Source organism: Aurantimonas aggregata, assembly GCF_010500835.1.
In the GTDB taxonomy this organism is placed as follows: Bacteria; Pseudomonadota; Alphaproteobacteria; order Rhizobiales; family Rhizobiaceae; genus Aurantimonas; species Aurantimonas aggregata.
This window is the reverse complement of record NZ_JAAAMJ010000009.1, coordinates 89500-104054: the sequence shown is the minus strand read 5'-3', so window position 1 is coordinate 104054 and position 14555 is coordinate 89500. Positions and strand designations below refer to the sequence as shown.

12 protein-coding genes are annotated in these 14555 nt (G+C 67.0%); 2 read left to right on the top strand and 10 right to left on the bottom strand.

Going from position 1 to position 14555, the window contains the following annotated elements; genetic code table 11:
* Nucleotides 1-42 precede the first annotated feature (42 nt).
* The gene (locus tag GTW51_RS13145) at nt 43-897 is read right to left on the bottom strand and encodes a transporter substrate-binding domain-containing protein (protein ID WP_203566059.1); all 855 of its coding nucleotides are present in this window, start codon (nt 895-897) and stop codon (nt 43-45) included.
* 375 nt (nt 898-1272) lie between these two features.
* On the opposite strand from GTW51_RS13145, the gene GTW51_RS13140 reads away from it, so the two are divergent.
* Nucleotides 1273-2205 carry a dihydrodipicolinate synthase family protein gene (locus tag GTW51_RS13140; protein WP_163044390.1) on the top strand — a complete coding sequence of 311 codons (933 nt, stop codon included), beginning with the start codon at nt 1273-1275 and terminating at the stop codon, nt 2203-2205.
* Between the two features lie 28 nt (nt 2206-2233).
* On the opposite strand, the gene GTW51_RS13135 is transcribed toward GTW51_RS13140, so the two are convergent.
* The 9 genes from GTW51_RS13135 to GTW51_RS13095 form a co-directional block, all read right to left on the bottom strand.
* Nucleotides 2234-3880: an FGGY-family carbohydrate kinase gene (locus tag GTW51_RS13135; RefSeq protein WP_163044389.1), complete on the bottom strand. Its 1647-nt coding sequence runs from the start codon at nt 3878-3880 to the stop codon at nt 2234-2236.
* Between the two features lie 96 nt (nt 3881-3976).
* Nucleotides 3977-4753, bottom strand: coding sequence for an SDR family NAD(P)-dependent oxidoreductase (locus tag GTW51_RS13130; protein WP_163044388.1), 777 nt, complete (start codon nt 4751-4753; stop codon nt 3977-3979).
* Between the two features lie 21 nt (nt 4754-4774).
* Nucleotides 4775-5545 carry an L-iditol 2-dehydrogenase gene (locus GTW51_RS13125; protein WP_163044387.1) on the bottom strand — a complete coding sequence of 257 codons (771 nt, stop codon included), beginning with the start codon at nt 5543-5545 and terminating at the stop codon, nt 4775-4777.
* Nucleotides 5542-6543: an ABC transporter ATP-binding protein gene (locus tag GTW51_RS13120; RefSeq protein ID WP_163044386.1), complete on the bottom strand. Its 1002-nt coding sequence runs from the start codon at nt 6541-6543 to the stop codon at nt 5542-5544. Before GTW51_RS13120 ends, GTW51_RS13125 begins: the two co-directional genes overlap by 4 nt.
* Before the next feature lie 10 nt (nt 6544-6553).
* The gene (locus GTW51_RS13115) at nt 6554-7384 is read right to left on the bottom strand and encodes a carbohydrate ABC transporter permease (RefSeq protein WP_163044385.1); all 831 of its coding nucleotides are present in this window, start codon (nt 7382-7384) and stop codon (nt 6554-6556) included.
* Between the two features lie 12 nt (nt 7385-7396).
* Entirely contained in the window at nt 7397-8269 is an 873-nt protein-coding gene (locus GTW51_RS13110; protein WP_163044384.1) for a carbohydrate ABC transporter permease, read from the bottom strand.
* A gap of 174 nt (nt 8270-8443) precedes the next feature.
* The gene (locus tag GTW51_RS13105; protein ID WP_425483254.1) at nt 8444-9760 is read right to left on the bottom strand and encodes an ABC transporter substrate-binding protein; all 1317 of its coding nucleotides are present in this window, start codon (nt 9758-9760) and stop codon (nt 8444-8446) included.
* 157 nt (nt 9761-9917) lie between these two features.
* Nucleotides 9918-10871 (bottom strand): sugar-binding transcriptional regulator, encoded by a 954-nt coding sequence (locus GTW51_RS13100; RefSeq protein ID WP_163044382.1) that lies wholly within the window; start codon nt 10869-10871, stop codon nt 9918-9920.
* A 115-nt stretch (nt 10872-10986) separates the two neighbouring features.
* A complete protein-coding gene (locus tag GTW51_RS13095) occupies nt 10987-11907 on the bottom strand; it encodes a calcium/sodium antiporter (protein WP_163044381.1) in 921 nt (306 codons plus the stop codon).
* A 354-nt stretch (nt 11908-12261) separates the two neighbouring features.
* Between GTW51_RS13095 and GTW51_RS13090 the strand changes: the two genes are divergently transcribed.
* Complete coding sequence (locus tag GTW51_RS13090; RefSeq protein WP_246233065.1) at nt 12262-14475, top strand: TonB-dependent siderophore receptor; 2214 nt, start codon at nt 12262-12264, stop codon at nt 14473-14475.
* The last annotated feature ends 80 nt before the right edge of the window (nt 14476-14555 follow it).

Genomic DNA, 14555 nt, shown 5'->3' with positions numbered 1-14555 from the left:
GCCGATGCGAACCCCTTGCCCAGAATGCCGGGAGCTTGAAGGCTACGATGCGAGCCCGTCGCAGGACGGCTGGTGATCGTCCTCGGCATAGCCCGGAAAGTCGGGCACACCAAAACCGGGGGTCGGCGTGACGATGGTGGCCCCCGTCGTCGGCTCGACGCCGAACCATTTCTGCGAGAGCTCGGCCATCGAGCCGTCGATCTTCAGGCACTCGATCGCCCGGTCGACGAGGTCGCGCATCTCGGTCGAGTCCTGCCGGAACGAAAGCGCCCAGACGAGGCCGGTCTCGATCTCGTAGGAGAGCGCCAGCTGCGGGTTCTTCTGTGCCGCCCAGGCCGCGACGGTGGCGCCGGCCAGGTTGGCGTCGGCCCGGCCGGACAGGACGGCAGCGACGGCGTCGCTGTTGGTGCCGTAGGACTCGACCGTCCAGCCGTATTCGTCGGCGCGCTCGGCGAGGTAGCTGTCATAGGCCGAGCCGCGATTGACGGCGATGGTCTTGCCGCGGAAGGCGTCGAGATCGGCGTATTCCGGGGCGTCCGTCGGCACGACGAAGGCGAAGTTCGTGTCCATGAAGCCTTCGGTGAAGAGGAGGTTGGCAGCCCGCTCCTCGTTCACCGTGACGGGGGCGGCGAGAAAGTCGAACGTGCCGGCCTGAAGCGCCGGGATGAGCCCGGAGAACTGCGCCGACGTCAGCTCGACCTCGCGGCCGAGGCGCTCCCCGATCAGGTTGACGAGATCGACGTTGAAGCCTTCCACGCCGCCGCTCATGGTCGGCATGGCATGCGGCGCGAAGGTCCCGTCGAGCGCGGTACGCAGCGGTGCTTCCTGGGCAGAGACCGTCGCCGGCAGGCCCATCAGGAGAAGCGCGGCGAACGTGGTGGCGGGGCGTAAGCGCATGGGGAGATTCTCCATTCGTGGTGATGCCGCAAAATTCATCAGGTGCAATCGATGAGCAGTTAGCCACGCCGGGGTGCCGAGCGCAATATTTGCAGGGCGGCGAAATCAAGTTGAATGATTAGAAAATCGTATACGAGGATCCCGGATGGGGGCGCGGTAGCCGCAAATATTCCAGACGCCATGAGGATCAGGACTTTGCGCCCGACCACAGGCTGCCCCGCCAACCGCCGATGGCGGGAGACTGCCCTGGCGCCGGGTTGCCTGGCCTCGGTCGCCTCGGCTACGCCTCGATGCAAGGTCACGGCGCGGCGAACGGCTTGGTAGCGCAGGACCTCCCCGATAGGCGAACCCGCCGATGCACAGGAACGAAGCCACATGGCCGCTCAGCTGATCAACGAATCCACCAAGGGCGTCTTCGTCATCTGCCCGACGCCGTTCCTCGATGACGGCGGGCTCGATCTCGACAGTGTCGACCGGCTCGTCGACTTCTATCTCGAGAAGGGCGTCAGCGGCTTCACCATCCTCGGCCTCCTCGGCGAGGCGACCAAGCTGACGCCGGACGAGTCTAGGAGCGTCATGGCGCGCTATCTCGCCCGGATCGACGGGGCCCGGCCGGTGATCGTCGGCGCCAGCAATCCCGGCACCGACAATCTCGTGCGGTTCGCGAATGACGCCATGGATGCCGGTGCAGCCGGCGTGATGGTGGCGCCGCTGCCTGGCCTGAAGACCGACGACCAGGTCTATGCCTATTGGGAGACGGTGCTGTCGCGGCTCGGCCCGGACATTCCGGTCTGCTACCAGGACTATCCGCAGACGACGACGGTGGTGACGTCCGTCGCCGTGCTGCACCGGCTGATCGACGCCTTCCCCAACCTCGTCATGCTCAAGCACGAGGAAAGCCCGGGCCTGACCAAGATCACCAGGCTCCGCGAGCGCTCGGATACCGGCGAGGGACGACGCATCAGCATTCTCGTCGGCAATGGTGGCCTGCATCTGCCGCAGGAGCTGCGCCGCGGCGTCGACGGCGCGATGACCGGTTTTGCCTATCCCGAGATGCTGGTCGCGGTCTGCGACCGCTTCTTCGCCGGCGACGCGGAGGGGGCCGAGGACGTCTTCGACGCCTATCTGCCGATCCTGCGGCACGAGCAGCAGCTCGGCTTCGGCTTTGCGGTGCGCAAGGAGATCCTGCGGCGGCGCGGCGCCATCGCCACCGCGCATGTGCGCCATCCGGGCCCGAAGCTCAGCCCCCGCGACCTGCAGGAACTCGACGAGCTGCTGGCCCGCCTCGACCGCGCCCTCGCAGGCTGAAGCACCCGGCCGGGCCGTGCGGCCGGCCTCAGCCGGCGAGGCCGACCTCGACCGCGTCGAGCGCGCGGATCTCGCGTTCGGCCCGCTGCAGGATCTCGTAGGCGCGGCGCTTGCGGGCGTGGAAGGCGGCAAGGTCCGGATTGGGCGCGATCTCGTCGCCGACCCGGCACATCTGCGCGGCGGCATGGGCAATGTCGGGAAACGCGCCGGCGGCCACCGCGCCGATGATGGCGCCGCCGAGCAGGACCGGTTCGGCTGTCTGCGGCAGGGCGACCTTCAGCCCGGTCGCGTCGGCGAGGATACGGCGCAAGAGCGGCGATCTTGCCGCCCCGCCGGAAACCACGATCGTGCCGAGGCCGACGCCCTTGTCGCGCATCGCCTCGACGATCTGACCGGTGCCGTAGGACAGGCCGCAGAGCCCGGCAACGAACAGCCGGACGAGGCTCGCCTCGCTGGTCTCGAGGCCGAGGCCGGCGATGACGGCGGTGGCGTTCGGGTCGGCCTCCGGCGAACGGTTGCCGAGGAATTCCGGGACGATGTTCAGCGTGCCGGCGAGCCGGGCCGACGCCTCGATCGACCCGGCGGTCTCGATCGCCCGGCGCTCCAGATGGTCGAGCACCGAACGGCCTTCGGACGCTGCGGTCGCCTTGGCCGCCGCGAAGGCCGGATGCAGCGCGACGAGATAGTCGAGCGCCGCGCCATAGGCCGACTGGCCGCCTTCGAGCAGCCAGTAGCCGGGCAGGAGCGAGTCCTTGTACGGTCCCCAGACGCCGTCGACATAGGCGATGTCGCGCGTCACCGCCATGGCGCAGGACGAGGTGCCCATGATCAGCGCCAGCTCGGCCGAGGGCTCGGCGGCGCTGCCGTCCGGCCGGCGACCGCCGAGCGTGCCGATGCCGCCGGAATGCGCGTCGATGACCGGCGCGCCCACGGGTGTGCCGACCGGCAGGCCGAAATCGGCGGCCGCCGCTGGCGAGAGTCCGTCGCCGAGCGGCGTCGCGATGTCCACGACCTCGGCGCCGATGCGGACGAAGTCCTCCTCGGCGAGTTCCTCGAGCCCGACGGTGCGGAAATAGTCGGGGTCCCAGCGTCCCTCGTGGGCGAGATAGGTCCATTTGCAGGCGAGGGTGCAGACCGAGCGGGCAAGGCTGCCCGTGGCGCGCCAGGAGAGATAGTCGGCAAGATCGAAGAAATGCGCCGCCCTGGCGAAGATCGTGGGCCGGTTCTCCTTCAGCCACAGGAGCTTCGGCGTTTCCATCTCGGGCGAAATGACGCCGCCGACATAGCGCAGCACCGGATGCCTGGTTTCGTTGATGCGCCGGGTCTGGTCGAGCGCGCGATGGTCCATCCAGACGATGATGTCGCGCTCGGGATCCTCCGTCGGGCCGACCGGCAGGCCCTTTCCGTCCGCGCCGACGACGACCAGCGAGCAGGTGGCGTCGAAGCCGAGACCCCTGACCGAGGCCGGGTCGATGTCGGCCTTTTCCATCGCCTCGCGCACCGAGGCGACGACCGCTGTCCAGATGTCGGCGGAGGACTGCTCGACGAGGCCGTGATCGTCGCGCCAGAGGCGGATATCGCGTTTGGCCGTACCGAGCAGTTGCCCCTTGCGGTCGAAGACGCCGGCACGCGCGCTGCCGGTGCCGACGTCCACGCCGATGAATGCCTCGCCCATGCCCAGTCTCCCGACGCAAGAATCCCCCGCGCCTTTTCGGGCGCGAGGGACGGGGTAGCACAGTCGGAGAGGGCCGGCGAAGGGCCGGCGATCAAATCACCAGCAGGTGTAGCCGCCGTCGGCGAGGACGATCGAGCCGGTCATCAGGCTGGACGCGTCGCTGGCCAGGAAGTGGACGACCGAGGCGATCTCGTCGGGTTGGCCGACGCGGCCCATCGGCGTCATCTCCAGCCAGACCTTGTACATGTCGGGATCTTCCTCGATCCCGAACTTGGTCAGTGGCGTCTCGATATAGGTCGGCGCCACGGCATTGACGCGAACGCCGCGCTGGCCCCATTCGGCGGCGAGCGACTTGGTCAGATGGTGCACCGCCGCCTTGGAGGCGTTGTAGAAGCTCTGCGGCTGCGGCTTGTTGACGATGAAGCCCGACATCGAGCCGATATTGACGATCGAGCCGGAGCCGGCCTCGAGCATCTTCCGACCGAACTCGCGGCAGCACCAGAACAGCCCGTCGAGATTGACGTCCATGTGGAAGCGCCAGTGCTCGTCGCTGGTGTCCTCGGCGCGCACGTCGGACTTGGCGACGCCGGCATTGTTGACGAGGATGTCGACGCGGCCGTGATCGGCGACCACCTTGTCGGCCAGTGCCGCAACCTCGGCCGAGCGGGTCACGTCCATCGTCGCGCCGTGGGCCGCGTAGCCCTTTTCCTTGAGGCGCGCGACGCAAGCCTCGACGCGCGCGGCGTCCATGTCGGCGACGACCACCGTCGCGCCGGCCTCGGCCAGCGCCGTGGCGCAGGCCTCGCCGATGCCCTGTCCGGCGCCGGTGACGACCGCGACCCGGCCGGTCAGATCAAGTTTTTCCAGATACATTTCCTGCGATCCTGTTGCAGTTCAACTCATCCAGTTGCCGCCGTCGACATTGTAGGTCTGCGACACGACATACCGGCTCTCATCGGAGGCGAGGAAGATCGCCATGCCGGTCAGATCCTCGGCGGTCCCCATGCGGCCGAACGGCACTTCGGCGGCGACCTGCCGCTTCTTCTCGCCCGGCTGCAGGTGCTCGTATTTCGCGAACAGCGCATCGACGCCGTCCCAGTGCTCGCCGTCCACCACCCCGGGGGCGATGGCGTTGACGTTGATGCCGTGCCTGATCAGCGCGAGGCCCGCCGACTGGGTTAGCGAGATCACCGCGGCCTTGGTGGCGCAGTAGACCGTCACCAGCGCCTCGCCGCGCCGGCCCGCCTGGCTCGCCATGTTGATGATCCTGCCGCCGCGCCCGGCCGCGATCATCGCGCGCGAGACGGCGCGCATCATGAACAGCGGGCCCTTCACGTTCACGGCAAATAGAAGGTCGTAGGACGCCTCGGTGACCTCGTTGACCGGCGCCATGTCGAACAAGGCGGCATTGTTGATCAGGATGTCGATCGGCGCCTCGGCCGCCAGGCTCTCGACGACCGCGTCGACGGCGTCGACGTCCGTCACGTCGAGCTGGCGCCACTCAGTGCCCTCGCCGATCTCGGCTGCGGCACGGGCTGCGGCGTCGCCGTCGATGTCGAGCAGCACGACGGTGGCGCCCTCGCGCACATAGGCCTCGGCGAAGGCCTTGCCGATGCCGCGCCCGGCGCCGGTGATCAGCGCGCGCTTGCCCTCGAGGCGCCTCATCGGATGCCCAGCCCCTGGTCATCGAAGCGGTGGATGTGGGCTTCCTCCGGCGTCAGCCAGACGGGATCGCCGTGGCGCACCCGGTAGTCGCCGGGCGAGCGGGCGGTCACCTGCTCGCCGCTGTCGAGCTTGACGTGGACGAAGGTGTCGGAGCCGAGATGTTCCGAGACGCCCGCCGTGCCCTTCAGCAGCCCGTCGGTGCTGGAGATCGCCAGGTGCTCCGGCCGGATGCCCACCGTCGGCGCGCCGAACTGGCCGGCATAGGCGCCGGTCAGGAAGTTCATCCGCGGTGAGCCGATGAAGCCGGCGACGAAGCGGTTGGCGGGATTGGCGTAGAGCTCCAGCGGCGAGCCGACCTGCTCAACCCGGCCGCGGTTGAGGACGACGATCTTGTCGGCCATGGTCATCGCCTCGACCTGGTCATGGGTGACGTAGACCATCGTCGTCTTCAGCTGCTGGTGCAGTTCGGAGAGCTCCAGCCGCATGTTGACGCGCAGCGCTGCATCGAGGTTCGACAGCGGCTCGTCGAACAGGAATCCCTTCGGCTGGCGGACGATGGCGCGGCCGATGGCGACGCGCTGGCGCTGGCCGCCGGAAAGGTCGCGCGGACGGCGCTCAAGATAGTCGGTGAGGTTGAGCGTCGCCGCCGCTTCCTCGACTCGCTTGGCGATCTCGGCCTTCGACTGGCCGGCCATCTTCAGCGGGAAGCCGATATTGGCGCGCACGCTCATGTGCGGATAGAGCGCGTAGGACTGGAATACCATCGCCAGCTGGCGCTTGGCCGGCGAGACCGACGTGACGTCCTGGTCGTCGATGCGGATCTCGCCGCCCGAGACGTCCTCGAGCCCGGCGATCAGGCGCAGCAGCGTCGACTTTCCGCAGCCGGACGGGCCGACGAAGACGACGAACTCGCCCTCGGCGATATCGAGGTCGAGGCCCGGGATGATGACGACGTCGCCGAAGCTCTTGCTGACGTTGCGAAGGGTGATGGCGCTCATGGCGAGGCTCCTACTTGACGGCGCCGAAGGTCAGGCCGCGCACGAGCTGGCGCTGCGAGAACCATCCGATGATGAGGATCGGCGCGATGGCCATGGTCGAGGCCGCCGAGAGCTTGGCGTAGAAATTGCCCTGCGGGCTGGAGAACGAGGCGATGAAGGCGGTCAGCGGCGCGGCGTTGGACGTCGTCAGGTTCAGCGTCCAGAACGCCTCGTTCCAGGCAAGGATCACCGACAGGAGGACGGTCGAGGCGATGCCCGGGACGGCCATCGGCGCCAGCACCTGGGTGATCTCCTTCATCAGCGTCGCGCCGTCCATGCGCGCCGCCTCGAGGATCTCGACCGGGATCTCGCGGAAATAGGTGTAGAGCATCCAGACCATGATCGGCAGGTTGATCAGGAACAGCACGACGATCAGGCCGGTGCGGGTGTCCAAGAGGCCGAGGTCGCGGAAGATCAGGTAGATCGGCACCAGCACGCCGACGGCCGGCAGCATCTTGGTCGAGAGCATCCACAACAGGATGTTCTTGGTCGACTTGGTCGGCGAGAAGGCCATCGCCCAGGCGGCAGGGACGGCGAAGATCAGCCCGAGCAGCGTCGAGCCGAGCGCCAGATAGACCGAGTTCATCATGAAACGAAAATAGTTCGAGCGCTCCTGCACCTCGATGTAGTTCTCCAGCGTCCAGTCGAAGAAGACCCATTGCGGCGGGATCGAGATCGCCGCGAGCTCGGTCTTGAACGAGGTGAGCACGGTCCAGAGGACGGGAAAGAAGATCAGCAGGCCGACCGTCCATCCGAGGACGGTGAAGCCAATCTTGCGGCGGGTGGAGACTGCGCGGGCCATGGTCCTGTCTCCTTAAGCGTCGAGGTTCTTGCCGATGAGGCGGACGAGGAAGAAGGCGACGATGTTGGCCAGTACCACGGCGACGATACCGCCCGCCGATGCGCCGCCGACGTCGAACTGCAGCAAGGCCTGGCTGTAGACGAGATACGGGATGTTGGTGGTCTGCAGGCCCGGTCCGCCACTCGTCGTCACGTAGATCTCGGCGAAGATCGACAGGAGGAAGATCGTCTGGATCAGGATCACCACCGTGATGGCGCGGGCCATGTGCGGCAGGGTGATGTGCCAGAAGATCGACAGCGCCTTGGCGCCGTCCATCTCGGCGGCTTCCTTCTGGTCCTCCGACAGCGACTGCAGGGCGGTCAGGAGGATCAGCGTCGAGAACGGCAGCCACTGCCAGGCGACGATGATGATCACGGCGGTGAGCGGCGCGTTGGAAAACCAGTCGATCGCGCCGATACCGACGGTTTCCAGCGCCTGGCCGATCACCCCGTAGACGGGGTTCATCATCATGTTCTTCCAGACCAGGGCGGCGACGGTCGGCATGACGAAGAACGGCGCGATGACCAGCAGGCGGACGATCGAGACGCCGTAGAAGGCCTGGTCGAGGAGGAGGGCGAGCAGGATGCCGCCGCCGACGGTGATGATCAGCACGCCAATGACCAGCGTCAGCGTGTTCTGCAGGGCGGTGAAGAAGGCGGGGTCGGAGAGGAAGAAGCGATAGTTCATCAGGCCGATGAACGGCGTCTCGGCGGGATTGAACAGATTGTAGTTCAGCGTCGAGAAATACAGCGTCAGCGACAGCGGCACGATCATCCAGATCAGCAGCGCGATCACCGAGGGCGCCATCATCAGGCGCGCGGCCGACTTCGTCTGGAGTGTCGCCATCGGCGTATTCCCTGCCTGGGAGCGGCGTTCGAGAAGCACCCCCTGCGACCGCCCGCGTAAGCAGGGCGGATGGAAGGGGCGCGGCTGTCTAGGTGGTCGAAAGCATCGGTTCGGAACGTCGAGGCGAGGCGCCCCCTAAAAGGGGACGCCTCTCGGTAATTGCTCGGGAGGCAATTACTTGATGTAGCCGGCGCGGGTCATCTCGCGGGTGGCCGCCTGCTGGGCGGCGGAGAGCGCCTGCTCGACGGCCATGTTGCCCGAGACGGCGGCCGCCATCTGCTGGCCGACCGAGGTGCCGAGACCCTGGAACTCCGGGATCGCGGCGAACTGCAGGCCGACATAGGGCTTGTCGTCCTGGATCGAGGGATCGGCGTTGTCGATGGCGTTCAGCGTGGCTTCGGCGAAGGGCGCCTCGCTCGTGTAGGCCTCGTTCTCATAGAGCGAGGTGCGGGTGCCGGGGGGCACGTTGGCCCAGCCTTCCTTCTCGGCGACGAGCTCGAGATAGGCCTTCGACGTCGCCCAGCCGATGAAGGTCTCGGCGGCTTCGGCCTTCTGCGAACCCGCCGGGATCGCCAGCGACCATGCCCACAGCCAGTTGGCGCCGTTGTTCGGACAGTTCTCGATGCCGCAGGGGAAGGGGGCGAAGCCGACATTTTCGGCGACCTGGCTCTCGTCGGGGTCGGTCACGAAGGAGGCCGCGACGGTGGCGTCCATCCACATGGCGCAGCGGCCCTGGTTGAAGAGCGAGAGGTTCTCGTTGAAGCCGTTGGAGGCCGCGCCCGGAGGCCCGTATTCGGTCAGCATCCGGACATACTGGTCGACGGCGGTCTTCCAGCCTTCGCTCTCGAACTGCGGCTGCCAGTCGGCGTCGAAATAGTTGGCGCCATAGGAGCGGGCCATCGAGCCGAGGAAGGCCATGTTCTCGCCCCAGCCCGGCTTGCCGCGCAGGCAGATGCCGTAGACGTCGTCATTGGCGTCCGAGATCGTCTTGGCGGCCTGTTCGATGAATTCCCAGGTCGGGGACTCCGGCATTTCCAAGCCCGCCGCCTCGAACAGATCGGTGCGGTAGAGCGTCATCGCGCTCTCGGCGTAGAACGGCGCGGCGAAGAGCTTGCCATCGGCCGACAGCGCCTCGCGGATCGGCGGCAGGATGTCGTCGACGTCATAGTCGTCGCCGAGATTTTCCAGCGGCACCAGCCAGTCGTTGCCGGCCCAGATCGGGACCTCGTAGGTGCCAATCGTCATCACGTCGAACTGGCCGCCCGAAGTGGCGATGTCGGTGGTGACGCGCTGGCGAAGGACGTTCTCCTCGAGCGTCACCCAGTTCAGCGCGATGTCGGGATGCTTGTCGGTGAAATCCTGCGTCAGACCCTGCATGCGGATCATGTCGCCATTGTTGACCGTGGCGATGGTCAGCGTCGTCTGCGCCCCGGCCGCGCCGACGAACGCGAAAAGGGAAATGGCACCTGTGGCTAAAGCACGGCGGAACATCATAAAGCCTCCCAGCTCCACGTGAGCAAATCTTCATTACCGGGGCAAATTCTCACCGAGGGCATGCGCTGTCAAACGAATTGCATGCCGCAGCGCAGCATACGCACCGGCCGGCGCGCGTTTCGGGAATGCGAAACGAGGAAGAAAAGCCGGAAGGTCAGCCGTCGAGAAGCGCCATCGCCGTGGCCTGGTCGGTAATGACGCCGTTGACCAGGCGGCCCTTCAGCGCGGCGCGCATCGGCGGCGTCTTCACCGGCCCCATGCCGAACATGATCACCTCACCCTTCGACGTCGGCGGCAGCGGCGCGCTGGCGACGCGTTCGTTGAACGAGCAGTCGAGCAGGTGCCCGTCGCGGTCGAACACCCAGCCGACGATCTCGCCGATCCCGCCATCCTGAAGCAGGACCCGGCATTCTTCCGGCGTCACGTAGCCGTCCTTCACCAGCGGCGCATCCGGCCCCACGTCGCCGATGCCGACAAAGGTGACGTCGGCCTGCGCGGCCAGCGCCAGGGTGGATTTCACCACCTTCTGCTCGTGCAGCAGCAGGCGCTCCGCCGGCGACGATGCCACGGCCGGCAGCGGCATCGGATAGTGGGCGGCGCGAATCCGGTCAGCCATCGAGAAGATGACGTTGTACACCGACGCCGAGCCGTCGAGCGTGATGTTGGCCGTCAGGGAGACGATCCGGTGCTGCGGGCAGTCCATGCGCGGCAGGTGCTCGACGGCTGATTTCAGCGTGCGTCCCGTGCCCATGGCGATGACCAGCGGGTCCGCCTGGCGCAGCCGCCGCTCCATCTCGTCGGCGCCGGCGAGCGCGATCCCGAGCGTCGTCGAGGACGAGGCGGGATCGGACGGCACGACCTCGGCGAAGTCGATGCCGAAGCGCTCGCGCAGCCGGGCCGCGAGATCGAGGCAGGCGGCGATCGGATGGTCGATCCGCACCTTGACGAGGCCAGCGGTCACCGAGAGCGAGACCAGCCGCTGCGCGCTCTGGCGCGAGATGCTCAGCGTCCGGGCGATCTCGTCCTGCGTCTTGCCGGCGACGTAATACAGCCAGCCCGCGCGGGCCGCGTCGTCGAGCCGGCTGTCGTCATCGGCTCGTCGCGCCATCGTCAGACTGTTCCCTGCCATGCCATGGGCCGGGAACATAAGTCGTTCCCGGCGCCAGCGCTACGGACTGCCGTCGGCCCGCCGACCCGGGCGCGTCCGCGCCCGGGGGTGCCGGTCAGCCCTGCGCGGCCCAGACATAGGCGCCATAGCCCGCCAGCATCGCCACGCCGACGCCGCGTCCAATCACCTTTTGTGTAAGCAGCAGGCCGGTCAGCACCAGCGACAGCACGATCATGATCGGCAGGTCGAAGGTGAGGAAGCGCGATGCCACCGGGATCGGCGAGATCATCGCGGTGACGCCCAGGATGCCGAGAATGTTGAAGATGTTGGAGCCGACGATGTTGCCGATGGCGATCTCCGACTGGCGCCGGAAGGCGGCGATCAGCGAGGTCGCGAGTTCCGGCAGCGAGGTGCCGATGGCGACGATGGTCAGGCCGATGAAGGCTTCCGAGATGCCGTACTCGCGCGCGATGGAAACCGCGCCATCCACGAGGAAGCGGGCGCCGGCCATCAGCGCGACCAGTCCGCCGATCACCCAGAGCACCGAGATCAGGGTCGGGGCCGGCGGCTTCAGGCCCTCTTCCTCCACCACCACTTCGCCCGGCTGGACATAGGCCCAGACGAGATAGCCGACGAGGCCGGCAAACAGGATGAAGCCCGACAGGCGGCCCATCTCGCCCAGCGCGAAGATCGGCACCAGCGCCAGCGCCGCCAGCGTCATGACGGCGGTGTCGCGCTTCAGCGTCGCGCCCAGGACCTTGATCGGCCAGACCAGCGCCGACATGCCGATGATCAGGAGGATGTTGGCAATATTCGAGCCGACGATATTGCCGAGGGCGATGTCGGGCGAACCTCGCCATGCGGCGTCCACCGACACCAGGAGTTCCGGCGTCGAGGTGCCGAAGCCGACGACCGTCAGGCCGATGAGCAACGGCGGAATCGCCAGGCGCCGGGCGATGCCGACGCTGCCGCGCACCAGCGCTTCGCCGCCAAGAAACAGGCCGACCAGTCCGGCCAGCAGAAGAAGATAATCCACGTCGTTGCCCCCGGGCGGTTGATCCGGCCCGCGCGCCCAGATGTGCATTGGCCACAGGGGCTGCAAGAAGGCCGCGAAGGAAACTCGACGTGATGTCCCGCTGGTCGCGACCGTGCTCCGGAATATTCCCCACCCCCGGCATCAGCGGGGCCGGGGGGTTTCTCGGGGGCCAGCGGCGATCGGGCTTTCGCTCGGCGGGGCAGGGCGGAAAGCACGGCCATCGCTCCGGAGACAATCTGTGGCAGTTTCAACACAGTCCGTCGAGCCGGCGCCATCTTCGCAAGACGAGTGCTTTCGCGCTCCGGATAACTGGACTATTGCACTCATATTATCTCCCTTGTACGCGGATTTCCCATGTCGCTCGGCACCCGGATCAACGGTCATCTCGTTCGCCGCCTCGGCGGGGTGATGCTTTCCTCCACCGTCCTCTTCGGCGTTCCTGCGCTGCAACCGGCGATGGCCCAAGAGGTCATCGAACTGGACACGGTGACCGTCACCCTGGACGAGAACGGCAATCCGATCGGGCAGGGCACCGGCCCCGGCGAGGCGAACGAGCAGCAGGGTTTCGTCGCGACGCGCAGTGCCGGCGCGACCAAGACCAACACGCCGCTGATCGAGACGCCGCAGTCGATTTCCGTCGTCACCAGCGGGCAGATCGAGCGCCAGGACGCCCGCAGCATTCGCGCCGCCACCCGCTACACGGCCGGCGTCACGCCCGAGATCACCGGCGGCGCCGACACGCGCTGCGGCGGCTTCAACATCCGCGGCTTCGATTCCACCGCCAACGCGACCTTCTTCGACGGGCTGCGGCTGCCGTCGTCGTCGATCATCAACTTCCTCTGCCTCGACCCTTATGGCGCCGAGCGCATCGAGATCCTAAAGGGCCCGTCGTCGGTCCTCTACGGCCAGAACGGCCCGGGCGGCCTGATCAACTATGTCAGCAAGAAGCCGACCGACGCACCGCTGCGCGAGGTCCAGATTTCCGGCGGCAGCTTCGGCCTGCTTGAAGGGCGCTTCGACCTGGGAGGCCCTGCAGCCGAGAACAGCCCCTTCGGCTTCCGCCTCACCGGCGTCGCCCGCAACGCCGACAACCAGGTTGACACGGTCGACGACGACCGCTTCTTCATCGCGCCGGTGCTGTCGTGGGAGCCGGATGCCCAGACCAACCTGACGGTGTCGGCGAACTACCAGCAGGACCGCGCCGGCTGGGGTCTGCAGTTCATGCCGGCCTCGGGCACGCTCTACGACAATGACGGGCGGCGGATCCCGAACAGCCGCTTCCTCGGCGAGCCGGACTTCGACTACTACGACACCGATATGGGCTCGATCGGCTACCAGTTCAGCCACGAATTCAACGAGACCTTCACCTTCCGCCAGAATGCGCGCTATGCCGGCCTCAGCCACGACGAGGCGAGCATCTACGGCGGCGGCTACATCGACGAGGCGGCCGGCCTGCTCGCCCGCTCCGGCGGCACCGGCGATGTCGATCTCGACACGTTCTCGATCGACAACCAGGTCCAGGCCGAGTTCGACACCGGCATCCTCGGCCATACCGTGCTTGGCGGCCTCGACTACCGCAAGACCCGCTATACGGACACGATCGACCTCTATGGCACCGACCCGATCAACGTCTTCGATCCGGTCTATGGCAGTCCGGTCACCCGCTTCGGCAATTACTACGACAACACGGTCAACCAGACCCAGACGGGCCTTTATCTGCAGGACCAGATCAAGCTCGATCGGCTCTCGCTGGTCCTCAGCGGTCGCTACGACTGGGCGACGACCGGACTGGAGCGGCCCGACAGCGACTTCTCGAGCGCCGTCGATGCGGAGAAGGACGCCGACGCCTTCACCGGCCGGGTCGGGCTGATCTACAATTTCGACAACGGCATCGCGCCCTACGTCACCTATTCGCAATCGTTCCTGCCGCCGCTCGACGTCAGCGCCTCGGGCACGCTGTTCGAGCCGGAAGAATCGCACCAGTACGAGATCGGCGTGAAATACGAGCCGGCCGGCTGGAATACCCTTCTGACCGCCTCGCTCTTCGACATCGTCCGCGACAACGCCATCCGCTTCGATGCGGTGGGCGGCACGTTCCAGGCCCGGCAGACCGGCCAGATCACCTCGCGCGGCTTCGAGCTCGAGGGCGTCACCAGCCTCACCGACAGCCTCAATCTGCGGCTTGCCTACACCTATCTCGATGCCGAGATCACCGAGGATCCGGATGGCGGCCTTGAAGGCATGACGCCGACGACGATCCCCCGCCACACGGTCGCCGGCTGGGCCGACTACACGATCCGCAACGGCTCGATGTTCGACGGGCTCGGCGCCGGCCTCGGCGTGCGCTACGTCGGCTCGAGCTACGGCGACGATGCCAACACGTTCAAGGTGCCGAGCGCCACGGTGGTCGACGCCGTGCTCAGCTACGAGCGCGACAACTACGAAGTGTCGGTCAACGCCAGCAACCTGTTCGACAAGGAATATGTCGCGTCCTGCGGCAATGCCGACTTCTACTGCTTCTACGGCGAGGGACGCCGCATCACCGGCAAGGCGACGATCCGCTGGTAAGAGACGGCGCACCGAACGGCCGGCGCGGGATGCTGCCGGCCGCATCGAGGCCAGCTTTCGCACCCATCGCCCTGCCGGAA